This is a genomic window from Haloterrigena salifodinae, from assembly GCF_003977755.1.
In the GTDB taxonomy this organism is placed as follows: Archaea; Halobacteriota; Halobacteria; order Halobacteriales; family Natrialbaceae; genus Haloterrigena; species Haloterrigena salifodinae.
The window spans coordinates 314,806-337,443 of sequence record NZ_RQWN01000004.1; the positions used below are offsets into that span (position 1 = coordinate 314,806).

20 protein-coding genes are annotated in these 22,638 nt (G+C 61.5%); 16 read left to right on the forward strand and 4 right to left on the reverse strand.

Going from position 1 to position 22,638, the window contains the following annotated elements:
• Window positions 1–137: 137 nt before the first annotated feature.
• On the reverse strand, window positions 138–620 hold the full coding sequence (locus EH209_RS19600) for a universal stress protein (RefSeq protein ID WP_126664501.1): 483 nt from the start codon (window positions 618–620) through the stop codon (window positions 138–140).
• A gap of 1,195 nt (window positions 621–1,815) precedes the next feature.
• Between EH209_RS19600 and EH209_RS19605 the strand changes: the two genes are divergently transcribed.
• The 4 genes from EH209_RS19605 to EH209_RS19620 all read left to right on the forward strand — a co-directional run bounded on the left by EH209_RS19605 (window position 1,816) and on the right by EH209_RS19620 (window position 5,778).
• On the forward strand, window positions 1,816–2,247 hold the full coding sequence (locus EH209_RS19605; protein WP_126664502.1) for a universal stress protein: 432 nt from the start codon (window positions 1,816–1,818) through the stop codon (window positions 2,245–2,247).
• Between the two features lie 641 nt (window positions 2,248–2,888).
• Window positions 2,889–3,902, forward strand: a complete 1,014-nt coding sequence (locus EH209_RS19610) for a TRAP transporter substrate-binding protein (RefSeq protein ID WP_126664503.1) — start codon at window positions 2,889–2,891, stop codon at window positions 3,900–3,902.
• 66 nt (window positions 3,903–3,968) lie between these two features.
• Window positions 3,969–4,481, forward strand: a complete 513-nt coding sequence (locus tag EH209_RS19615) for a TRAP transporter small permease (RefSeq protein WP_164722086.1) — start codon at window positions 3,969–3,971, stop codon at window positions 4,479–4,481.
• Window positions 4,474–5,778, forward strand: coding sequence for a TRAP transporter large permease (locus EH209_RS19620; protein ID WP_126664505.1), 1,305 nt, complete (start codon window positions 4,474–4,476; stop codon window positions 5,776–5,778). The genes EH209_RS19615 and EH209_RS19620 overlap by 8 nt, the downstream gene beginning before the upstream one ends.
• Window positions 5,779–5,926: 148 nt before the next feature.
• Here EH209_RS19620 and EH209_RS19625 read toward each other — a convergent pair whose 3' ends face one another.
• Complete coding sequence (locus tag EH209_RS19625) at window positions 5,927–6,688, reverse strand: HpcH/HpaI aldolase family protein (RefSeq protein WP_126664506.1); 762 nt, start codon at window positions 6,686–6,688, stop codon at window positions 5,927–5,929.
• 291 nt (window positions 6,689–6,979) lie between these two features.
• Here EH209_RS19625 and EH209_RS19630 point away from each other — a divergent pair, with 291 nt between their 5' ends.
• Together EH209_RS19630 and EH209_RS19635 are read left to right on the forward strand one after the other, a co-directional pair.
• Window positions 6,980–7,768, forward strand: a complete 789-nt coding sequence (locus EH209_RS19630) for an SDR family oxidoreductase (RefSeq protein WP_126664507.1) — start codon at window positions 6,980–6,982, stop codon at window positions 7,766–7,768.
• 296 nt (window positions 7,769–8,064) lie between these two features.
• Complete coding sequence (locus EH209_RS19635) at window positions 8,065–8,958, forward strand: MBL fold metallo-hydrolase (RefSeq protein WP_126664508.1); 894 nt, start codon at window positions 8,065–8,067, stop codon at window positions 8,956–8,958.
• 147 nt (window positions 8,959–9,105) lie between these two features.
• Here EH209_RS19635 and EH209_RS19640 read toward each other — a convergent pair whose 3' ends face one another.
• The gene (locus EH209_RS19640; RefSeq protein WP_126664509.1) at window positions 9,106–9,531 is read right to left on the reverse strand and encodes a VOC family protein; all 426 of its coding nucleotides are present in this window, start codon (window positions 9,529–9,531) and stop codon (window positions 9,106–9,108) included.
• A gap of 145 nt (window positions 9,532–9,676) precedes the next feature.
• Between EH209_RS19640 and EH209_RS19645 the strand changes: the two genes are divergently transcribed.
• The 3 genes from EH209_RS19645 (at window position 9,677) to EH209_RS19655 (ending at window position 13,214) form a co-directional block, all read left to right on the forward strand.
• Window positions 9,677–10,480 (forward strand): hypothetical protein, encoded by an 804-nt coding sequence (locus EH209_RS19645; protein ID WP_126664510.1) that lies wholly within the window; start codon window positions 9,677–9,679, stop codon window positions 10,478–10,480.
• Between the two features lie 75 nt (window positions 10,481–10,555).
• Window positions 10,556–11,821 carry a ribulose-bisphosphate carboxylase large subunit family protein gene (locus tag EH209_RS19650; protein ID WP_126664511.1) on the forward strand — a complete coding sequence of 422 codons (1,266 nt, stop codon included), beginning with the start codon at window positions 10,556–10,558 and terminating at the stop codon, window positions 11,819–11,821.
• Window positions 11,814–13,214 (forward strand): four-carbon acid sugar kinase family protein, encoded by a 1,401-nt coding sequence (locus tag EH209_RS19655; protein ID WP_164722087.1) that lies wholly within the window; start codon window positions 11,814–11,816, stop codon window positions 13,212–13,214. The genes EH209_RS19650 and EH209_RS19655 overlap by 8 nt, the downstream gene beginning before the upstream one ends.
• A gap of 110 nt (window positions 13,215–13,324) precedes the next feature.
• Here the strand turns inward: EH209_RS19655 and EH209_RS19660 are convergent, their stop codons facing one another.
• Window positions 13,325–14,125: a phosphogluconate dehydrogenase C-terminal domain-containing protein gene (locus tag EH209_RS19660; protein WP_211338393.1), complete on the reverse strand. Its 801-nt coding sequence runs from the start codon at window positions 14,123–14,125 to the stop codon at window positions 13,325–13,327.
• 489 nt (window positions 14,126–14,614) lie between these two features.
• Here EH209_RS19660 and EH209_RS19665 point away from each other — a divergent pair, with 489 nt between their 5' ends.
• The 7 genes from EH209_RS19665 to EH209_RS19690 all read left to right on the forward strand — a co-directional run bounded on the left by EH209_RS19665 (window position 14,615) and on the right by EH209_RS19690 (window position 22,465).
• Window positions 14,615–15,388, forward strand: coding sequence for an IclR family transcriptional regulator (locus EH209_RS19665; protein WP_126664514.1), 774 nt, complete (start codon window positions 14,615–14,617; stop codon window positions 15,386–15,388).
• Between the two features lie 701 nt (window positions 15,389–16,089).
• Window positions 16,090–17,091 (forward strand): HEAT repeat domain-containing protein, encoded by a 1,002-nt coding sequence (locus tag EH209_RS19670; protein ID WP_126664515.1) that lies wholly within the window; start codon window positions 16,090–16,092, stop codon window positions 17,089–17,091.
• 443 nt (window positions 17,092–17,534) lie between these two features.
• Window positions 17,535–18,665 carry a FecCD family ABC transporter permease gene (locus EH209_RS19675; RefSeq protein ID WP_126664516.1) on the forward strand — a complete coding sequence of 377 codons (1,131 nt, stop codon included), beginning with the start codon at window positions 17,535–17,537 and terminating at the stop codon, window positions 18,663–18,665.
• A gap of 243 nt (window positions 18,666–18,908) precedes the next feature.
• Window positions 18,909–20,075, forward strand: coding sequence for an ABC transporter substrate-binding protein (locus EH209_RS19680; RefSeq protein ID WP_126664517.1), 1,167 nt, complete (start codon window positions 18,909–18,911; stop codon window positions 20,073–20,075).
• On the forward strand, window positions 20,068–21,249 hold the full coding sequence (locus tag EH209_RS19685) for an ABC transporter substrate-binding protein (protein ID WP_126664518.1): 1,182 nt from the start codon (window positions 20,068–20,070) through the stop codon (window positions 21,247–21,249). The genes EH209_RS19680 and EH209_RS19685 overlap by 8 nt, the downstream gene beginning before the upstream one ends.
• Window positions 21,250–21,423, forward strand: a complete 174-nt coding sequence (locus EH209_RS24255; protein ID WP_164722088.1) for a hypothetical protein — start codon at window positions 21,250–21,252, stop codon at window positions 21,421–21,423.
• A 94-nt stretch (window positions 21,424–21,517) separates the two neighbouring features.
• The gene (locus EH209_RS19690) at window positions 21,518–22,465 is read left to right on the forward strand and encodes an FAD-dependent oxidoreductase (RefSeq protein WP_126664519.1); all 948 of its coding nucleotides are present in this window, start codon (window positions 21,518–21,520) and stop codon (window positions 22,463–22,465) included.
• Window positions 22,466–22,638 lie beyond the last annotated feature (173 nt).

Here is a 22,638-nt window from a genome sequence, read left to right on the forward strand (position 1 = left end):
TAGAACGGCGCATCGAGAGTCACGGTTCGCGTGCTCAGTTACGCGGGATCCGTTTGTGAAGTTCAAACAGCGACGGTCCAATCACCGGTGTCGCCGACGGATCCGAATCGCCGATCGCACCCGGAATCAGTGATCGGTTATCCCTGATCACGGACGAACGTCACCGGACAGGGCGCGTTGAGAAGCACTTTTTGGACCATGCTGCCGAAGATCGCTTTCCCCGTCGGACTCCGCTGTTGCCCGCCGATGATCACCCGATCGGCGTCTACCTCCGCGGAGATATCCACGATGCCCTGGCCCTTTCTGCCGGTGGTGGCGCGGACGTCACAGTCGATCGAGTTCTCCGCGAGTCGGTCGGTGATCTGTTGAACGACAGCCATCTGAGAGGCCAGTTCGTCGGGTTCGATATACTCGTCGCCCGTGTTGGAGATACTCTGGACGGTCTCGGTGTACGAGTCCTTGTCGAACACGTGGACGACGACCACTTTCGATCGTTCCGGCGTGGTAATTTGCAGCGCTACGTCGACGAGTCGCTTGACGCGATTCTCGTCGCGCCCGCCTACGGCGAGGACGACGGTCTCGAGTCCAAACGGGTCCGTGGAACCACGGTCATTTGACATCACAGTAGCACACTGACCGGTGAGATATAAATAATTATCTCCATTCGAACGCGATCGCGCCGTTAGCCGTCGGATTCGCGACGCGCGGGCCATCGTCTCCGTAGAAAGGACGGGACCACACCGCCGCGCGTTTGAAGTAGACGAACGAAAATTCCGATTCGGGCGAATTTTCCGGACTATCGACGGGCCCATCGGGAGGAATTCTCGCGCTATCGAGCGGCTACTGGCCAATCGGAGGACGGATACCAGCCGATCGCTGGGACGAGTACCTCAAGTGCCAGTCCGAAAACGCATCTCGAGTCTTACGAGACGGTGTTAGTAGTCGTCAAACGGAATCGACGCTCCGTGCGCGAGACACATCGACAGAAATCAGCTAGATCGGTCGAATTAGTGCGGACGGACTCAAGCGAGTTGCGGCTTATCCCGAGGGAACGAGCAGTGGCCGCACGGAACGATGCGACGCGTACTCGCGCTACCCGGTTCCTGTAGAAGTACGCGAAACGCGTTTTCAGACGGGTCAGACCCACACCGAAACCGGCGGTAGACTCTCAGCGAACTCCCTACGACGGCCGACCGATGAGCAAACAGCTGGCGCCCGAACACCCCGTCGACTGCGAAAGGCCCATTCAATCTGTTTGTAACTCTCAAACGATTGGTCGGGACGCTAGAGGTTGTGAGATGCCTCATCCCCTGCCTTAGAGTCTGCCAGAAGGTTTTACAGGAGTACATCTGTAAATATACACTCTTGTATGCTGCATTCGTTCTCATCCGTTCTCGTTCGTCATGGGATGAGATGCGCGACAACACTGAACTCGTAAGTTCCATCTCTCGACGGGTTCACTGAATCGAGACATCATCCTCTTTAGCGAGGTGCGAACCGAAATTCTATCCAGGTGACGGATAGGGTGCTTCCAACGGATTAGTGATCCCTTCGAGATGCCGTTCATAGAGTAAATACCGAGATTCTGTTTTCGATCTGGATAGAACGTCATGAAGTATCTTCGCGGTTAGGCGAATAGACAATCCAGCCTGTCTTCCCCGTCAGAGAATTAGCGAGAAACGAATTTCGATCGGGCTACTAATCCCGGCATCCTCGAGAGAGCGATCCGCAGTCCTCTCGAGCCACTGGTTCGAATAGACCTGGACAGTCACGACGGAGAAACAACTATAATAATGCGGGTTATGAGAACTGATTATGGTGATCGTTGCAGCAGTCGACCGTTCGAAGCGAGCGTCAGACGTCCTCAAGCAGGCGGCCGCCTTGGCCGACCAGCTCGGAGAAACCCTACACGTTGTCCACGTGATGACGAGATCGGAAGCCATCGATGCCGAAACCACGGGCATCAGCAAGGACGAGGGTGTCGAGATATCGGAGTTGCGTGCAGTTGCTGCGAGCGTGGTGACGGACCTACTCGAAGAACATCCCGTTGCGGTCGAAACGACGGAAATCGGACGGATCGGCGATCCGGCGGACGAAATCGTCGAGTACGCGGACGACCACGACGCGCGATACATCGTCGTTGGTCCGCGACGGCGGTCGCAAACGGGGAAGATGCTCTTTGGGAGCGTCGCTCAGTCTATCCTTCTCAACACGAATCGGCCGGTGGTGTCCGTGTTGGGCCAGTGAACGAGCCGAAGTACGGCCCGTAGCGGTCTCTCGTACACTTCGATACCAGTCAGCGATCGTGCGCCGCGGAGAACTACAAGCAGTGATGCGACACGAAGACAGCCGGTCCGCAATATCGCGACGTGTATCGCGGCAGATTGCAGGGTTCGACTGCTCGAGTGGACCCGTAGACCGGGTGGTACACGAGCGTCGCTAACCGGTGTTGACACCGTCTGGCTTCGCGAGATGCGAAGGCGGATAACCGGTACGGTGCGAACGGGTCCGTCTACCCCTTTCAGGTCATATTCGCTAGAGTGGTTATCGATACGCCTCCTCTCCGGCCAGTTTCTCGGCAAAGAACTCTGGAGCGCTCCATCGGAAGTGACTCCGAGCGCTGGTCGGCTACTGCCGTTCTACACGCGTATGGAAAGGAAAACTTAGGACCAAATCATCAGGATCCCTACCCTGTTCGACGGTACGCTCCATTCGTTACTCACCCGGTATTGATACGGATCTGAGCTCCTCACTGGCAGAGTGTGCAGCTGATCCCGACGCGCTTCGGTTGGTTCGGCTGTGCGACATATGCAACCTTCTAATGAATTAGAACCGGATAATCCCCCAATCTTTATGCATAATTAGCTGGTTGTGTAGTATGGGTTACCATGGCAGAACAAGGACGGCGACCGCTATTGAAAGCTATCGGTGGCACGGCAGCACTCGGTATCAGCACGCTTGCCGGCTGTATCGGCGACGGAACGTCGGGAGACAACTTCAAGATCGCTGCGACGTTCGGGCAAGACCACTCGCAAGTGCAACTCCTCGAGCGGTGGGGAGAGAACCTCTCGAACGAGACCGACGGAAGTCTGAGCATCGAGTACGTGAGCCTCGGCGGGGAGGAAGACCACATAAGCGCCACGTCCTCCGGGAGTATCGCCGGTCACGGCGTGGCGATGACGGCGCTCACCCAGTCGTACGGCACCGAGTACGGGTTCCTAGAAGCGCCGTTCGTCGCCGAGGACTGGGAGCACTTTCAGGCGCTCATGGACGAGTACGTCTACGGCGACGGCGGGTTCAACGATCAGCTGATCGAGGACGCCAACCAGCGAATCCTGGGGTCGGCGTTCCGCGGTCTTCGAGGAACGACCGCGAACAAAGAAGTGAGCGAGCCGTCCGATATCGAGGGCGTCAAGATGCGACTCCCCGAGTTCGAGACGTGGGTCAACAGCTGGGAAGAGATCGGCGCCGAGGCGACGCCGGTTCCGTACGACGAACTGTACCAGGCGCTTCAGACGGGCGTCGTTTCGTCCTCCGAGGGGCCAATCGCGCAGTTCGTGGATTCCAGCCTGTACGAGGTGCAGACGCACTTCTCGCAGACCGATCATCTTCTCCAGACGCAGAACTGGGTGATCAACGAGGATCGGTGGCAAGGGCTGGACGAAAGCGAACAAGAGGCGATGCAGACGGCGCTGGACGAAGCGATCGAGTGGGGTAACGAAGAGACCCGATCCCAAGCGGACGAACTCCTCCAGATGGTGCAAGACGAACACGACGTAACGGTCGTCTCCAGTGATGACGTCAACCAAGACGCGTTCCGGAGCGCCGCGGAACCGCAGTTAGAGGAGTTCTTCAGCGACCGCTGGAAGCCGAGCCTGGAAGACGTACAGTCGTTAGCCTAACGTGGATGGACGTGAATAGAGAACACCATGACTAGCATACGAGATATAGTCACCCTGAATTTCGCGATGTCCGTCCGACCCCTGCTGGACAGGATAGAACAGCTGCTGGGCGGCCTCGGGAAGCTCACCCTGGCGACGATGGGAGTTATCGTCGGACTACAGATCATCTTTCGATTCGTTCCGGTGAGTTTCCCGAGCGTTTGGACGACCGAGGTCGCTCGATACATGCTCGTGTTCATGACGCTAACCGGCGTTCCGTACGCGATGCGGCGCGACAATCACATCTCGGTACGGCCGCTGTTGCGGATGGTATCCGATTCGATCCGGAACCTCATGATCTCGCTTTCGAACGTCTTGGTCGTCGTGATGTGCTCGCTCATGATACTATCCGGTTTCAGCGTCCTGGAACGAACGATGTTGCAGTCGCTTCCGACGGTCGGCTGGCTGAAAGTCGGATACCTGACGGTCTACCTCATCGTCGTGTTCGGCCTCTGTATCGTGTTTATCTTCGAGCAGACGGCGCGGATTTGGACCGGCGAAGTCACGGAGCCGGACGCCCGGGTGGTCGATGATGACTGATCCGATACTGCTGGCCGTGCTGTTCGTCGTGCCGTTGCTAGTCATGTACGTGTTCGGCGTTCACGTCGCGTTCGCCCTCGGGTTAGTCTCCGCGCTGGTGATGCTGCTCGGCGTCGGTCCGATGTGGACCGTCAATACGTTTGCAAATCAGATGTACAGTTCGCTGAACAGCTTCACGCTGCTCGCGATCCCGTTTTTCCTGTTCGCGGGACGAATGATGAACTCCATCGGCCTGACGGACGACATCTTCGACTTCGCCGAAGCTCTGGTGCGTCCGCTCCCCGGCGGACTCGGCCACGTGAACGTCGTGGTGAGTATTATCTTCTCCGGGATGAGCGGCGCAGCGGTGGCCGACGCCGCCGGACTCGGATCCATCGAGTACGAGGCGATGACCAGCCGCGGGTACGACGGCTCGACCGCGGCCGGAATCACCGGCGCGTCCTCGACCATCGGACCGATCATCCCGCCGAGTATTCCGATCATCGTCTACGGCGTGACCGCGCAGGTCTCGATCGGGGCCCTCTTTCTCGCCGGGATCGTCCCCGGTCTGGTGATGGGCCTCGGCCTCATGGCGTTCATCACCGTCGGCGCGCTGAGGAGCGGCACGGCATCCGTGGAGTCGTTCAGCCTCCGCGAACTCTTCGAGTCGAGCGTGCGGGCGCTGCCCGGCCTCATCGCACCGGCAATCATCATTGGCGGCATCGCGACCGGCCTGTTCACGCCGACCGAGGCGGCCGCCGTCGCCGGAATCTACGCGGTAGCGCTGGGCGGGCTCTACTACCGGAACCTCGATCCGAGCACGCTCTGGTCCATCCTCGGCGACACGTTCGAGGACACCGCCGTGCTGACGCTCATCATCGCGTTCGCGAACGTCTACGGGTTCGTGCTCACCATCTCGGGCCTGCCGACGGTCCTCACCGAGCAGCTCCTGACCATCTCGTCGGAGCCGACGGTCCTGCTCCTCCTGTTCGCCCTGTTCTTCCTGATCCTCGGCACGTTCATGGAGACCATCGCGATCATCATGATCGTCGTCCCGATCGTCGCCCCGATACTCCCGCAGATCGGCATCGATCCGATCCACTTCGGCATCGTGATGATGGTCGCCCTGATGATCGGCCTCATCTCGCCGCCGTTCGGCGTCGTGCTCTTCGCGCTCGAACGCGTCACCGATCTGGATATCGAGGACATCATCAGAGGGATCATCCCGTACTACGTTCCGTTGCTCGGGGCCCTGGTGCTGCTGATCCTCTTCCCCTCGGCTGTCCTCGCCGTCCCTCGCTACTTCGGTCTCGTGTAGCGAGTTACCCCCTCTTCCGTCACCCCCTTCGCTTCAGCCGACGAGCCTGCGGCGCTACCGAATACGTCGCTCACCGATGGCTCGAGGAAAAAAGCACTCGAAAACGCGCGTGGATCGTGCGACCGGACGATCCGGACCGTAACTCCGATTAGTTGTCGACGAGGTCCTCGAACTCCGCTCGCGCCGCGTCGCTCCCCTCCGAAAGGTAGACGATGTCGGCGCCGGCTATCAGGAAGTCAACGTCCGCGTCGGTCCAGCGGTGGATACTCTCGCGGTCGGTGGCCAGCATCCCGACGGCCGTGTCGTAGTCCCGGGCCGTCGTCACGATCGAGTCCAATGCCGACTCGAACCGCTCGTTCTCCCACTCTCCGAAGACGCCCAGCGAGGCAGAGAGGTCTCCGTGACCGATTATGACCGCATCGACGCCGTCGACGGCGAGGATATCCGACGCGTTTTCCACGCCTCGTTCCGTTTCGATCTGGAGGATCGTAGTCAACTCGTCGTCGGCGGTCTCGAAGTACTCGCCGAAGGTCCGGCCGTAATCGGACGCGCGTGCGGGTGCCACTCCGCGCGTTCCCGCTGGCGGGTACTGCATCGCGTCGACAGCCTGCGCCGCCTGCTCGGCGGTTTCGATCATCGGAATCATGAGCCCCGCAACGCCGAGGTCGAGGACGCGCTTGATCCACCCCGGGTCATTCAGCGGGACGCGGACGATCGCCGCCGCGTCGTCGTCGACCGCCCGGAGCATATTCCCGATCGTCTCGAGGCCCATATCGGTGTGCTCCATATCGATAACGACGAAGTCGAATCCCTCGGAACAGATTTCCGCGACGGCCGGATGGCCGATCGAAATCCAGTTCCCCGTCGCAGACTCGCCTGGCTGGAACAGTTGCGCTGTGTCGTCCGTCATGAGTGTACGAAACACCACTGACGATTAAAAACTTGCTGTCCGAGGGGCCTCTCCGCGGGATCCTCGACCGTGTGATCGGACCGGAGAGACGAGACGGCCGGTACCGAAACGGACGGCTTCGACGGCTCGACTGCGGAGTTCGGATCGACCGCGAGTCGTTCGTCCGTGCTCGGTTCATCGTAGCGCCCTCCTCGAGCATTAGACTCATCTATAGCGAAACTGCACATCGAACCGCTCCTTTGCTATCAGCGCTACACTTATATAGGTGGGAGAAGAATTCCCACAGGAATCATGCCCGATTGGTTAGCGGATGATGTAGCGGTAGTTACTGGCGGCTCGAGCGGTAACGGACGAGCGATCAGCCTGACGTTGGCAGAACACGGCGCAAACGTCGTCGTCGCCGACCTGCAGTCGGACCCCCGCGGCGGGGGCGTTCCGACCCACGAGAAAATTCAGGAAGAGTACAGTCAGGAAGCGGCCTACGTCGAATGCAACGTCGCCAACGTTTCGGACCTCCGCGACGCGATCGACGTCGCCGACGAGTTCGGCGGCGTCTCGATCATGGTCAACAACGCCGGCATCACGCACAGCGACGAGTTCCTCGAGACGACCGAGGAGGACTTCGACCGAATCATGGATATCAACGTCAAGGGTGTCTTCTTCGGCGCCCAGGCGGCCGCCGAGAGCATGGTCGAAGCGGGGCGGAGCGGCTCGATCATCAACATGTCCAGCGTCACGTCGTTCATCGGCCGCGGCGACGGCGTGCGGTACTCCACGTCAAAGGGCGCGGTCGAATCGATGACGTACGCGCTGGCGGATCGACTCGGACACGAGGGTATTCGCGTGAACTCGATCCACCCGAGCATGATCGAGACGCCCATGACGGCGGACGACCTCGAGCTGATCGACAACGAGTCGTCCGAGGAACACGAGCAGGCGACGCCGCTCGGTCGGATCGGCCAGCCCCAGGACGTGGCGGACACCGCGCTGTACCTCGCCAGCCCGCTCGCGAGTTTCATCAACGGCGAGACGATGGTCGTCGACGGCGGCGTCACGACCACGATGGGCGGCGGCTACTGATCGAACCACCGTATGGCAGCGACGATTGCGTCACTAAAAGCGGATTCGCCCGGCGAGCACAGGTAGCCGCGGGGTACTACCTGAGACCGTCGCAGTGATCGTCTGGATCAGTTCGGCGCCACTCGCGTCGCCGTGCGATTGCTGTCGTTCTTCGGGCGGTTGAGGGTACTCGATGATAGTCTCGCCCACCGAGTAGAGCGACCTCGAACTCGTGATCCTCGAAGGAGGCCTTCTACGAGTTCGTTCACGTTCGAACGAAAATATTTATCATGATACATCCGTTATAATTGTCAAGTATGGTGCATTCCACCTGGGGAGATGCGTTCCTAAAGCGGGAAGTCGAAGCGAGCGAACCGGACCGGCTTACCGTCTGGTATATGGGCTGTAACGGGTTCGTACTTCGGTCGCCCGAAGCGACGGTTTACGTCGACCCGTATTTCGGGGACGGCGATCCGCCGACGTGGTACCGAATGATACCCGTCCCCCTCGATCCCGAGGACGTGACCGACTGTGACGCTGTCCTCATCACACACGAGCACTTCGACCACTTCCATCCCGATTCGTACGGTCCGATGGTGGAGAACCTTGATGCGGACCTGTACGCGTCCGAGACCTGTTTCGAGTCACCGCAGAAGGACTACGCTGAGTTACGCGCCCCGAAGCCCCGGCGCCGGATCGTCGAACCCAACACCTCGTACACCGTCGGCGATTTAGTGATCCACGTTCGCGAAAGCAACGATCCGGACGCGGTCGGCGATGTCTCCTACGTTATTGAGCACGAGACGGGCACTTTCTTTACGCCCGGAGACAGCCGATTCACCGAAGCGTTTCACGAAATCGGCACGGAGTTCGATATCGACTTGGGTTCCCTTGCGTTCGGCACTCACGCTCAGGTGTTCTACGGCGACGACTGGGCTTCGTTTACCGGAGCGGAGCGTCCGCACTCGTCGGCCGGAAAGCTCTACATGAACGAGAACGACGTGATCAAGTCGGCGAATGCTCTCCGACTCGACCGCTTACTCCCGTGCCATTATGATATGTGGAAGGGCGGATTAGCAGACCCGAAATCGCTGCACGAGCACAGGGCTTCGTTTCCGTTTCCACGGAGTATCGAAATCGCAGAAGTCGGAGACAGGATGAACGTCGAGGAACACGGCGTGACTCCAATGCGCGATCTCGTCAAGCACTGAGATCCGATTCTCAACCGAAGCCTGATATCTTCGATGAGGGGGCAGGCCGTACCGACCCGGCGCCTTCTCCGCTCTCGTTTCCGACGACGTTTCGTCGAGAACGGATGGCTTCTCGATAGGAAGTGTAACCCGAACCCTCTTTTTCCGTTACGCGCGCTCGTCGACGGGCCGCGGATCTTCGACGAGCTGCATGGGGAGCGGCGTGTCGTGATAATCGAGCGTGGTGATCTTCCAGTCGATCCCGTCTCGTATCTCGTCGACGAAGCCGTACCCCAGTTCCTCGAGTTCCGCCCGCCGCTGCTCGATATCGTCGACCTCGAACGCGATGTGGAAGAAGCCGGGGCCGTGCTCCTGGAGGTGTTCATAGTGCCAGCCGCGTTCGCCGGTCGGAGACGTGAACTCGATGATGGTCTCGCCGACCGAGTAGAGTGCGACCTCGCAGTGGTCGTCCTCGAAGTGGACCTTCTGAATCCGCTCCATGCCGAAGTCGTCCTCGAACACGGCCGTATATTCGTCTATCTCTCGCTCGACGCCGCCGATAAGTATCGCTATGTGGTGGATTCGTTCGAACACATCGAAGAGTGCGTTCCTCGGTCACAAATAACTTTTCCCGCGGTAACGCCGATCACACGAGACGTTTAGGGTGGAGGGAAACGTACCAGCAAATATTGCAACAAGCAAAGTATTCTTACAATTTCGGACCGGCGTATGAACCACGATGCCAAGAGACATTCGACTAGTCGATAGCATCACCCAGCCGAAAGAGTCGCGAGGGTCGGCCATCGTCGCCGGCAGTCACGGCGGCATCTCGTCGGGGCGATACGCGGCACAGCTCGGGCTCACCGGGATCGTCTTCAACAACGCCGGCGTCGGGAAAGACGACGCCGGCATCGAATCGCTCTCCTACCTTGAGGAGCTCGGCCTGCCGGCCGCGACGGTCGACAACCAGAGCGCGCGAATCGGCGACGGCGTGGATATGTCTCGCGGCGAGATCAGCCACGTCAATAGCGTCGCCGAAGACTGCGGTTGCGAAGTCGGCCAGTCCGCCCTCGAGTGCGCGGCGACGATGCACGACGCGGACGTCGAGCCCGTCGAAGAAGACGTCGGAAGCGAGATGACCCAGACGAGGGTCGAAGACGGCGAGGTGCCGGTCTGGACGCTGGATTCGATCGGGCTGATCTCCGAGGAACACGAGGGGGCGATCACGGTCACCGGCAGCCACGGCGAGCGCCTCGCCGGCGAGTTCGACTCCTACATCCAGGCCGACATCGCGGGAATCACGCTCTTCGACGCGGGCGTCGGCAAAGACGACGCCGGCATCGGTCGGCTTCGAACGATGAACGACCGAGGGATTCCCGCCGCGACCGTCGACGTCGAGTCGGCACGGATCGGCGATTCGAAGTCGGCACTGGACGGCGGCGTTCTCAGCCACGTCAACGATGTCGCCTCGGATCTCGGCATCGAACCCGGCGACAGCTGTTCGAGCTTTGTCGAAACCGTTCGCGCGTCCGTACAGCAGTGACGACGAGTTCGTGTGGAGACGGGCGAGCGGACGCCAAACGAGGATCGAGCGACCAGCAACCTACCAACTGAGTACATGTCACGGATACGCGCAACCTACCGAATCGAAACCCCCGACGAGCCCGAGCACGCGGCCGAGGCGATCGCAAACGAACAGTCCTCCGGGACCTTCGTCGAGGTCTCGACCGAAACGGACGGCCTCGCCGAACGACACGGTGCGACGGTCGAGTCGATCACCGAACTCGAGGTCGTTGACGAACCGTCCCTTCCGGGCTCCGCTCCGCCCGCCGGCGCCGCGGAGTCACCGACGTACACGCGAGCGGAGGTCGACCTCTCGTACCCCGTCGGGAACATCGGGACGTCGCTGCAGAATCTGATGACGCTGATCGCGGGGAACCTCTTCGTGCTGAAGGAGCTGTCCGGCGTTCGGCTCGTCGACCTCTCCCTGCCCGAGGAATTCGCGGCCGCCCAACCGGGACCGCAGTTCGGCATCGAGGGGACCCGCGAACTCCTCGGCGTCCAGGATCGACCGATCATCGGGAGCATCATCAAGCCCAGCGTTGGCCTCTCTCCGGAGGAGACCGGCGACGTCGTCGAGACGCTCGTCGAGGCGGGCGTCGACTTCATCAAGGACGACGAACTCATCGCCAGCCCGCCCTACTCTCGGGTCGAAGACCGCATCGCGGAAGTGATAGACCCCATCCGCCGCCACGAAGCGGAGACCGGGAAAAGGGTGCTGTACGCCTGTAACGTCACCGGCGACGTCGACGAAATGCTGGAGCGACACGACGCGGTGAAGGAAGCCGGCGGCAACTGCCTCATGGTGAGCCTCCGCAGCGTCGGTCTCGCTGGCGTCCAGAAACTCCGCGAGGAGTCGGACCTCCCGATCCACGGGCACCGAAACGGATGGGGCGCGCTCTCCCGGTGTCCCCAGCTGGGGTTCAGCTACGAAGCGTGGCAGAAGCTCTGGCGACTCGCCGGCGTCGACCACCTGCACGTGAGCGGCATCCGAAACAAGTTCACGGAATCGGACGAATCGGTCGTCTCCTCCGCCATAGAGTGCCAGACGCCGATCGCTTCCGACGACGACACGGTGATGCCCGTGTTTTCCTCGGCTCAGTGGGCCGGACAGGCGCACGACACCTACGAGTCCGTCGGGAACACCGACCTCATGTACCTGGCGGGCGGAGGCATCCACGGCCACCCCGACGGACCTCGAGCGGGCGTCGCTCACCTCAAGCAAGGGTGGGAAGCCGCGATGAAGGGCGTCCCGCTCGACGAATATGCAGAGACGCACGACGAACTGCGAACCGCGATCGAGTACTACGGAGACCATGACTGATACCGACCTACTGCTGACGTTCTACGGAGACGACTTCACGGGATCGACGGACGCGTTGGAGGGATTGGCCGACAACGGCGTTCGGGCAGTCCTCTTCACGAGACCGCCGACTACGGAAGACTTGGAACGCTTCGATGACCTCGACGCCGTCGGTGTCGCGGGCGTGAGTCGCACCATGACGCCGGAGGAGATGGAGTCGGAGCTCCCGTCGGTTTTCGACGCGCTCGGCGAACTGAACGCTCCGATTGTCCACTATAAGGTCTGTTCGACGTTCGATTCCTCGCCGGAGGTCGGGAGCATCGGGACCGCGATCGACGTCGCTCAAGACGCGTACGACTCGCCGTTCGTGCCCGTCTCTCAGGGAACAGAGGTCCCGCACGGGCGCTACGTCGCGTTCTCGAATCTCTTCGCAGAACGCGGCGGGGAGATGTACCGGATCGACCGCCACCCGACCATGCGCGACCATCCGGTCACCCCGATGCACGAGAGCGACCTCCGGCGCCACCTCGGAGAGCAGACGAGTCGTCCGATCGGCCGCGTCGACCAACGGTTCCTCGACGACTACGAGGCCGCCGAGGCGGAGCTCACGGGGACGATTCGCGAGAACGAGGACGAAATCGTCGTCCTCGACGCGCTGGACACGGACCACCTCGAGACGATCGGACGCCTCCTGTGGGACCGCGCGACCGACGCGTCGGGCCCGCTGTTCGCGGTCGGCTCCTCTGGTCTCGAGCATCACGCCCTCGTCAGTCACTGGGACGAGACCGGCGAGATCGATCGGGATGCGACGTACTTCGAGAAGCGAGAGCCGGCGGACAACATCGCCGTCATGTCCGGCAGCGCCTCCGAAGAGACGGCGGCGCAGATCGACTGGGCGAACGAACACGGGTTCCGCCTCGTTTCGATCGACACCGAGCGTCTGGTCGACCCCGACCAGAAGAGCGACGCGCGGGCCGCCGCAGTCGAGGAGGCCCTCGCCGCGCTGGACGACGGCGAGAGCGTCGTCCTCTACTCCGCCCGCGGTCCGGACGACCCCGCTATCGACGCCACACGAGCGGCGTTCGAGGAGCACGGGACGGCGGAGAACCTCGAATCGTATCTGGGGCACCAGCAGGGGGTCATGTTCCGCGAACTCCTCGAGCGATCGGACGTGACGCGCGCCTGCGTCGCCGGCGGGGACACGAGCAGCCACGTGATCTCCGAGCTGAACCTCGACGCGCTCGAGGCGATCGCCCCGGCCGCGCCCGGCGGGCCGCTGTGCCGAGCGCACTCGGCGACTACGGCGTTCGACGGCCTCGAGCTCGCGCTCAAAGGCGGGCAGGTCCATACGGAAAACGACGAGTTCGACTACTTCGGCGTCGTCGAGCAGGGCGGACTCGAAAACGCCGACTGACCGACTTCCCGTTCTCGTCTCGTACTGAGTACGCTGTGACGGCGACGGGCGTTCCGCTCTCGAAAGCGAGTCACCGGGCAACGAGATTTCGAGAGCGCTAGCCGGCGTTTCTACGCCACTTCGGACGCGATCTCCTCGAGCTTCTCCTCGGAAAATACTCGGTCTTTCCAGTCGGCCCTGAAGAGGTCCCGTTCGGTCTCGTCGATGATCTCCCGCGCGCCGTCGGAGAACGGGAAGTCAGTGAATCCGAACACGATCCCCAGTTCGACCCTGAAATGGCCGAAGAGGAAATCCCGTGCCGCCTGTTCGGGGACCCCCTGCTCGACCACGTGATCGTACGCTTCCCGGACGGCGTACAGACACGAACCGAGCACCATTTCGACGAGCGCCGGCTCCAGCAGGAACATCTGCTCTGTCGTCAGTTCGTGGGCGCGGCGGACCGGCGCATAGATGTCGCGTGCGAGGGCCTCGCCGCGCTCGTAGTCCTCGTCGGGGCCCTGATGAAGGGCACAGACGATGTCCTGTTCCTCTCGACCCCGGCCGCCGAACCAGTCCGGATCGTCGCGGCTCAAATCCGAACTCGCATCGATGATCGACGGGTGGGCGGGGTGGGTGATGAAGTAGGAGATATCGTCCCGCTCGGCGAGCGTGTCGGCGTACGCCGCCGCGGGGTCCAGGAGCACGACCATCGTTCCGCTGTCGATCTTCGGGACGATATCTTCGGAAATCGGCCCGATGAGGTCGTCCGGAACCGCCATGACGACGATCCCGGCGCCGTCGAGCGCCTGCGCTTCGTCGACCGCGGAGACGCCTCGATCGGCGAGTCTCTCCCGGCCCTCCTCGCTCGGTTCCACGTACCGCACGTCGTATCTGGCGTTATCCTTGAGGCGGTCGGTGATTCTGCAACCCATCTTTCCGCCGGCTCCCAGAAGAGCGACTCGAGTAGTCATGCTTACTGATCCATGTCCACCAATACCGTCCGGCGAGTTAAACATTGTTGCTACGGCGCGAATGCGGCAGATTCGCGAGAGACGATACCAGTGACTGAACGATATCGTCGAGGAGGTTCCTCGCAGAAGCTGACGGAAACTCCGTGAGACGACTTTTCGCGAGTGACAGAGAAAATATGCCGCGCAGTGTTCCAATGACGGATATGAAGGGTGATACAGACAAACATGTACACAGCAGTTCGTTTTCCTCCTCGCTAACCGACCTTCAGTCCGAGGCCGAATCTCAGACACTCCTCGCTTCGACGATGATAGTGGACCGAACGGTTTCGGGCGACTCGAGTCTGTAGTGTCGTCGATTTCGACCCGAAATGAAAACAACTCGAGCGAATAATAGGAATATCTGCAGCGAATTATCCGAAGTATTTTGCCGGTAGAAGCTAGAGGTCGACTATGGACGAAGATTTTAGCGAGATGCGAACGGTGCAGGCGACGGAGACGGCATTCGACATCGTGGAGTACCTCCAGACGGAAAACGGGGCGAAACTCCACGAGATCGCGGAAGCGCTGGGCCTGGCGAACAGCACGGTGTACCACCACTTGAATACCCTCCTCAAGCGGCGGTACGTCACCAGAGACGGCGACACGTACCATCCCGGCTTGGAGTTTCTCAACGTCGGGGGACTAGTTCGCGACCGACGGAGAGTGAACCGCCTCTCCGAGTCGTTCGTCGAAGCGCTCGCGGAGGAAACCGGCGAACAGGTGCAGTTCATCGTCGAGGAGAACGGGCTCGGCTACCACGTGTACACAGCGACCGGCGAACACGCGACGTCGATCGATAGCCGGCCGGGGAAGCGAATTTTCCTCCACGCGAACGCGGCGGGGAAGGCGATCGTCGCCTACGACTCCGAGGATCGCCTCGACGAAATCATCGATACGGTGGGGCTGCCCGCACTCACCGAACATACGATCACGGATCGAGAAGAACTGGTGGCCGAACTCGAGCAGGTCCGCGAACAAGGATACGCGTACAACTGGGAGGAGCACGTCGAAGGGTACTGTGGAATCGCGGTTCCCATCCGGCCGGAGGACGAGGTTCTCGGAGCGCTCGCGCTCGGCGGGCCGATCGAGCGAATCAAGAACGAACAGTCGAAGGAAGCGTTGACGCAGCGACTTCGCGAAACGGGTAACGAGTTCGAGCTGGAGCTCAAGTTCCCCGATTTATAGCCGGTTCTAACGGGCGATTTCGGCTATCGAGACTTGGGGCACTGATTGCTCTGGGGCCTTTACACGCATACATATGTAAATAAAAGATGCTAGGAAAGACAACTGTCCACCTGACGATCGGACATCCGAAACGGAGCGTATCGAGCCACTCGAAAATCCTCTCAGCACAGCGATTGCGGTTTCGTCGGGAAGTGGTGCCCTCTTCGCGTTTCGACTTCGGCTAGAGGAATGCCTCGATCGCGTTCGTTCAGAATTCGCGTGCGATCGGTCTCTCGAGGTCGTCTCCGCCCGAGGTTCATCGATTGCGATCCCCAGAGGGGACGTACCCACGCAAAATCACACTTGATTATCGAAGTAATCACGTGTGTTTCCTTCAAAGACGATTCGGCCGGTTTCGGCGATGAAGAGCCGTCAGTACCGCAAACTCATCATTCATAAATCCCATACTGCTATAGAAAATTCCGCCAGCAACACGATACGGCAGAATCCGGAGAGGGAGGTCGTCGTTCGCGAGCAATGGTGGTAGCCGTCTCGAGAAAGTGGTTCCGAGTGGCCCCGTACTGCTCGCCAACCGTCCCGTGGTGTATACCCACGACCACCGCATCACAGCGCGGATCGGTGACGAAGAACAATAAGATGACGGTTGTCCCTGACGCTTTTCACAGCACGGCGTGAGAGGCCAGTAACGAGTCCGATACACAATGGAAGACGTCCCCGAACTACAACCGATCGATATCGTAACGCAGCGCCTTCGTGACGGCGCTCACGAGAGCGTCAGCACGTCGTTCCGGGCATATCAGCGAGCGGAACCCAAACGACGGAAGGAACTGCTCCGATCGATGCGATCGGTCGCGGACGATCGCCCGGACGTTCTCGCTCCACACGTTCACGAACTGGTCCCATTTCTCACCGACGAGACGCGATCGGTTCGGCTGAACGCCGCGAAACTGTTCGTCGCCCTCTCGAGGGCGAATCCGGACACCGTGATCGACGACGTCGACGCGCTCGCCGGTCGACTCGCCGACGAGGAGGAGTTCTACTACGTTCGGGCGCGCTCCGCCGAGGCGCTCGGCTACATTGGAGCCGACTACCCCCAGGACGTCGCGACGCCGGATCTACTGGCGAACCTCGTGATCGGACTGTCGTTCGACGAACCGGAAGTGAGGGAGAAACTCGCCAAAGCGCTCGCGTATATCGCGCTGGGTGATCCGGGCCGGTTGCGTCACCGAGTCGCGGATCTCGCGGCACATCTCGACGCCGAGGAGGAACTCGTGCGCTATCACCTCTGTACGGCGCTCGTCGCGGTCGGCAGCGAGTATCCGGCTGCCCTGTCCGATGCGGTCGACGCCCTCTCGACGCGCCTCGAGGACGAGCGTCCGCACGTTCGCGGGCGCGCCGCCGAGGCGCTCGGGTTGGTCGCTCGGACCGCTCCGAACGGATCGCCACTCTCATCCGAACGACTCGCGACGCTCGCCGAGGAGAGCGACGAACCGTTCGTAACCGAACGCGCACGCTTTGCAACGGCTACGGGGAAGAACACGGCCGGCGATACCGACGAGATCGGGTCGCTCGGGTCGATTCGCGAACGGACGGACGAAATCGTCGACGAAATCACGTCTCCTGACCACGAATGTCCGCATTGCGGGGCGGCCGTGCCGGAAAACGGATCGCCGCTGTGTCCGCACTGCGGCGGCCCATACTGAGAGCTGGGCCACTCGTCGGTGCAGACGGGTCGATTCTCCGATGGCGCCCGCAGTTGCAGAACTGGGACCAGTTTTCCAGTAGGATCGCCGCTCGCCAGCCGCCTATCGCCTGATCGAACGGACCGATAAATCGGATGGAGACGAAGCGGAACCAGAACAAAATGTACCGTAGAGAGCCACAGCGTGATTACCGACCAGTGATTAGGCTTGCCTAAAACCAGAACGATTTTATATTTTAGGCTGGCCTAAATAGATATGAGACGCAAATTCGGGTGGCTGGGGACGTCGGTTCAGCAACGTCGTCTGCCGTCCGGCGGTGGAGTCAGCGGCGGCGTATCACTCGAACGGCGGCTGGAACCGTATGGAAACGGTGGCAACGCGCGCAACGAAACCGAGCGCACCGGAGAGCCGCTCTCGAGCGAACCGGCCGGAACGATTCGAGGATGAGCGAGAAGAAGTCGAACGTCGGAACGGGACGAACCGCGAGCTCGCGGCTAACCGAGTCGCGGCTCGGGTGGCTCCTGGATCCGAAACTCGCCACCGTGGTACTCGCCAGCGTCGCCGTCGTCTTCGTCGGCGGGCTGATACAGATCAGTTACGGCGCCTACTCGATGACGTTTTTCGAGGCGTGGCGTGCGCTGTTCAATCCGGACGTGGTGTTCAACCCGCAGGCCTGGGATGCGTTCTTGCTAGGCGAAACGATGCCCGAGATGAGTTCCGAGAGCCTCATTGTCTGGAACATCCGGCTGCCGCGGGTCTTCGTCGCAGCTCTCGTCGGCATGAACCTCGGCGTCTCGGGAACGATATTTCAGGCGGTGACCCGAAACGAACTCGCGAGCCCGTTCATTCTCGGCGTCTCCTCGGGTGCCGGGCTCATGATTCTGTTGACGCTCGTCGTCTTCGGGAGTCTGACGGCGTTTCTCCCGATAATCGCCGCGGTTGGCGGTGCCGTGGCGTTTCTGATCGTCTACGTAATCGCCTGGAAGAACGGAACCTCGCCGATTCGGCTGGTTCTCGCCGGCGTCATCGTCGGAACGGTCTTCGGGTCGCTCCAGACGGGGCTGTTCTTCTTCGCGGACGATATCGGAGTCGTGCAGTCGGCCATCGCGTGGACCACCGGGTCGCTCATCGGAACCGACTGGGATCAGGTGAGACTCATTCTCCCGTCGACAGCCGTAGTGGTCCTATTCGCTGTCGCCGGTTCGCGCCAGATGGACGTCCTCCTCTTGGGCGAACAGACCGCGCAGTCGCTCGGCATGTCGATCGAAAAAGCCCGATTCGCGCTGTCGGGCGTCGCCGTTCTCGCGGCGTCAGCGAGCATCGCCGTCGCCGGAATCGTCGGGTTCGTCGGGCTCATCGTGCCGCACATGGTGCGAAACCTCGTCGGCAGCGACTCCAAGAAGCTGATCGTCGGGTGCCTGTTCGTCGGGCCGGCGTTGATGGTCAGCGCCGACGTAGGCGCACGGCTGGCGTTGAGCCCGACCCAGATTCCCGTCGGAATCGTCACCGGTCTCCTCGGCGGCCCGTACTTCCTCTATCTGATGCGGAAACAGGAGGATATGGGTGAAATCTGAACCGAATCGACCGGTGTGGATGCACGCAGGACAAGCGACTCGAGGTACACAGCGGGCGCCGATATCGGCAATCCAGCCGAGACGTTCGCTACCTCGCCTTTCACAGACCGACTACCGGAAGATTTTAGGCTCACCTAACAATCGGAGGCTTTATTATATTTTAGGCTAGCCTAAATCCATGAGGAGAGACGAGATGAGACGCGTTCGCCGACGCGGAGACCAGCTGATAACGGAGGCAGCCAAATGAGAGATACTGACGACAGCACGACTGAGACGCCGACACGAAGAGACACGCTGAAATACGGCGGCGCGCTCGCGGCCGGTACCGCCCTCGCGGGCTGTTCGGAGTTGCTCGGACAGAGCGAAACGGACGAGACGCCCGCAGAGGGGACCTATTCGGTCTCGATGGAACCGATGGGGTCCGTCGCGTTCGACGAGGTACCCGAACGGTGGGCCGCGTACGACGGCGGCTACGCCGACATGGCCGTTGCGCTCGGACAGGCCGACGGGCTGGCGGGCGTCGGCGGCGCAGATCGTTACTACACGTACGTCTACGACGAACTCCCGGACGTGACCGTCGATCGAGACGTCATCGAGCAGTATCCGGAGGTTCGAACCAAGGAAGAGTTCTACGCGCTCGAGAGTGACGTACACCTGTACGACCCCCAGATGCTGATCAACTGGTTCGACTGGGACGAGGACGACGTCAACGAAATCGCGTCGACCGTCGCGCCGTTCGTCGGGAACCTGATCTTTCGGCGCTCCGACGACTGGCACGACTATCGCTACTACACGCTGTACGAGGCGTTCGAAAAAGTGGCCGAGGTGTTCCAAGCGCGAGCGCGCTACGAGGCGTTCAGCGAACTCCACACCGAGTTCATCGCGTCGATACAGGAGCGACTCCCGCCGACCGACGAACGGCCGGACGTCTTCCTCACGTTCGAAGGGGCCGACGAACCGGAGGCGTTCTCTCCGTACCGGCTCGACGATGCGGGGACGAGCAAGAAGCAGTGGCGGGATCTCGGCGTTCACGACGCCCTGACGGGGACGGGCACCGACAATCTCAGCACCACGAACCGCGGAAAGCTCGATTACGAGAACCTGCTCGAGATCGATCCCGACGTGCTTCTCATTCGGGGTCACGAGCGAAAGTCCGCGGCAGAGTTCCGCGATACCGTTCTCGACTACATGCAGAGCCACCCTGTGGGGAGCGAACTCACCGCCGTCCAGAACGGGCGCGTGTACCGCGGCGGCTACCTCAACCAGGGCCCGATTCACAACCTCTTCCTGACCGAGCGAGCGGCGAAGCAACTGTTCCCCGACGAGTTCGGGGCCGTGACCGGCGACGACCAACTGTTCGACCGCCAAGCCGTTGCGGACATTATCAACGGAGACCTCACCGATGACTGAGAACGCAGACCGGACGACCGGAGAACCGACGCGAAGAGACGCACTGAAGTACGGCGGGGCACTCGCAACCACCGTTTCCCTCGCAGGCTGTTCGGAACTGGTCGGACAGGGTGAGGACGGGAACGACCGCTCCGACGGGGCCTATTCGGTGACGATGGCCCCGATGGGCGAGGTGTCGTTCGATTCGCCGCCGGAGAGCATCTTCACGCGGCTGACCCACCACGCCGGCATGGCGTTCGCCCTCGGACGCGGCGACGACGTCAACGCGATGCACGCGCCCGAGTATTACGACCAACTGTGGAATCAGTTCACCGAACGGCTCCCCGGCGTCACGCTGGACTGGACGGGCCTGTACTCGTCCTGGGATCCGAGCAAGGAGAAACTCTACGAACTCGACAGCGACGTCCACCTCGCCGATCCGGCGAGCGTGAACGCTCTCGACAGCAAGGACGCGTCGGACGTCGAGGAGATCCGAGATACCGTCGCCCCGTGGTTCGGGAACAAGTTCAGCGACAGACACGACGAACCGCCGGCCGAGTGGGCCGACCGGTACGAGTATTACACGCTGTGGGAGATGTTCGAGAAGGTTGCCCGGGTGTTCCGCGAAGAGGAGCGGTACGAGGCGCTCGCGGAGATACACGGGAGGCTGCTCGAGACGATCGAGGAAAAGCTTCCGCCCGAACAGGAGCGCCCGACCGCAGTGCTGGCAGGGATGAGCGACATCGATAGCATCTACGTCTACACGCTGGACACGCCCGGATTTCTGACGGCGCACATGCGCCCGCTCAGTCCGGTCGGCGCTCTGAGCGACAATATCTCCTCCGGGGACACGATCGATATGGAAGTATTGCTCGAGGCCGATCCCGACGTGATCTTCTCGCTGGGCGGGCTACACCCCGAAACCGATATGGCCGGGATTCGATCGTCGCTGCGAGATCACGCCGCCGGACAGAAGCTTGCCGCGGTCCAAAACGAGCGCGTCTATTCGCAGGGCGCCCGCTACCAGGGGCCGATCCTGAACCTGTTCCAGTTGGAGATGACCGCGAAACAGCTCTACCCCGACGTCTTCGGCGAGTGGCCGACCTACACCGAGGGGCCGTATCCGGAGATACCTGACGGCGAGCAACTGTTCGACCGCCAGGCGGTCGCGGAGATCATCACGGGTGATCGGTGAATGCGCGCTCGAGAGTGGGCGATCGCCGGCGCCTTCCGCGAGCCGGAAGCGTACGACATCCCCGACCTGCCGTCGTGGCGCGTTTGTCGTACCGAGTGCGGCGGACTGGCCTTCGCCGACGGAGACGGTGAGCCGTTCATCGCTGCCGACCGCCCAATGAAGGTCAGACGCTGACGACAGCCCATGATCGGTACCACTACCGAGACGACACCGCGAGCGCCGTTCGAGAGACTGCAAGCGGCGGACGGCACAACGGAGGCGGTCACCAGTGAGTGAGAGAGATAGCACCCGAACGGAGGCAGCGTTCGATCACGACGTCGTCGTCGTTGGCGGCGGTCCAGCGGGTTGCGCGGCGGGCGTGTTCACCGCTCGCCACGGGCTGGATACGGTCATCTTCGATCGCGGCCGCTCGTCGATCCAGCGGTGTGCACACCTCGGGAACTACCTCGGCTTCCCCGGGGGGATCGACATCGAGACGCTGTACGGGTTGATGCACGACCATGCCGAGGAGGCGGGGTGCGAGATCGTTCCCGCCCTCGTCGAGTCGATCGAGCGCAATGACGGCGGTGAGGGATTCGTCATCGATCTGCAGGACGTGGTACCGGTCACCGCCCGTCGAGTGATCGCGGCCACGCGCTACGACGGCGAGTACATGCGGGGGCTCGACGACGAGGGTGCGATGTTCGAGACGCACGAACACGACGGCGAGGAACACGAGTACTTCGACAAGGACTACGCCGAGCGCGACGGGACGACGCCGGTCGACGACCTGTTCATTGCGTCGCCGTACGGGGATACCGGCTACCAGGCGCTGATGGCCGCCGGTCGCGGCGCTCGGACCGCAATCTCCGTCGTCGAGGCCGTCCGCCGAGAGCGGGGCTACCCCGACTCGCTGGCCAACTACTACGACTGGGTGCGCCGAGAGACGGAACTCGAGGACGAATCGGCCGCCCGGAACCGCTGGCGCGAGCACTTCGACGAGCGAGTGACCGAAGATCACGACCTCGAGGAAGACCGGCTCGCGGAGCTACGCGAGCGAAAGATCGATCGCAAGATCGGCATGTACATCTCGGATGACGAGATCGAGCGTCGGCGGGAGCGCGGGCAGGAGCGGCTGCTCGAGCACATCGACGACGACTTGATCCTCGACGCAGCGCGGGCGATCGAGGCCGAGAAACGGCCTACACAGCGACAGCAGGGAGCCGACGGCAAGTGATTCGCGTCGGGGGCATTCTGTAACTGTACCACCCTGCGACCGTTCTCCATGAAAGATCTATCTTACATCCATCACTAAGAATCTAATGTATGAATCATAGATTTAGATCTTAGGGGGAAGAAGGGGTCGCGATGGTATCGGAGTCGTCGTGACATGAGTTCAGCGGCTTTGTA

Coding starts and splice junctions, on each gene's coding strand:
- EH209_RS19600 (WP_126664501.1), bottom strand. CDS start 620: ATGTCAAATGACCGTGGTTCCACGGACCCGTTTGGACTCGAGACCGTC.
- EH209_RS19615 (WP_164722086.1), top strand. CDS start 3,969: ATGTCCGTCCGACCCCTGCTGGACAGGATAGAACAGCTGCTGGGCGGC.
- EH209_RS19675 (WP_126664516.1), top strand. CDS start 17,535: ATGAGCGAGAAGAAGTCGAACGTCGGAACGGGACGAACCGCGAGCTCG.
- EH209_RS19650 (WP_126664511.1), top strand. CDS start 10,556: ATGTCACGGATACGCGCAACCTACCGAATCGAAACCCCCGACGAGCCC.
- EH209_RS19680 (WP_126664517.1), top strand. CDS start 18,909: ATGAGAGATACTGACGACAGCACGACTGAGACGCCGACACGAAGAGAC.
- EH209_RS19635 (WP_126664508.1), top strand. CDS start 8,065: ATGGTGCATTCCACCTGGGGAGATGCGTTCCTAAAGCGGGAAGTCGAA.
- EH209_RS24255 (WP_164722088.1), top strand. CDS start 21,250: ATGCGCGCTCGAGAGTGGGCGATCGCCGGCGCCTTCCGCGAGCCGGAA.
- EH209_RS19610 (WP_126664503.1), top strand. CDS start 2,889: ATGGCAGAACAAGGACGGCGACCGCTATTGAAAGCTATCGGTGGCACG.
- EH209_RS19665 (WP_126664514.1), top strand. CDS start 14,615: ATGGACGAAGATTTTAGCGAGATGCGAACGGTGCAGGCGACGGAGACG.
- EH209_RS19620 (WP_126664505.1), top strand. CDS start 4,474: ATGACTGATCCGATACTGCTGGCCGTGCTGTTCGTCGTGCCGTTGCTA.
- EH209_RS19605 (WP_126664502.1), top strand. CDS start 1,816: ATGGTGATCGTTGCAGCAGTCGACCGTTCGAAGCGAGCGTCAGACGTC.
- EH209_RS19655 (WP_164722087.1), top strand. CDS start 11,814: ATGACTGATACCGACCTACTGCTGACGTTCTACGGAGACGACTTCACG.
- EH209_RS19625 (WP_126664506.1), bottom strand. CDS start 6,688: ATGACGGACGACACAGCGCAACTGTTCCAGCCAGGCGAGTCTGCGACG.
- EH209_RS19630 (WP_126664507.1), top strand. CDS start 6,980: ATGCCCGATTGGTTAGCGGATGATGTAGCGGTAGTTACTGGCGGCTCG.
- EH209_RS19660 (WP_211338393.1), bottom strand. CDS start 14,125: ATGGGTTGCAGAATCACCGACCGCCTCAAGGATAACGCCAGATACGAC.
- EH209_RS19645 (WP_126664510.1), top strand. CDS start 9,677: ATGCCAAGAGACATTCGACTAGTCGATAGCATCACCCAGCCGAAAGAG.
- EH209_RS19670 (WP_126664515.1), top strand. CDS start 16,090: ATGGAAGACGTCCCCGAACTACAACCGATCGATATCGTAACGCAGCGC.
- EH209_RS19685 (WP_126664518.1), top strand. CDS start 20,068: ATGACTGAGAACGCAGACCGGACGACCGGAGAACCGACGCGAAGAGAC.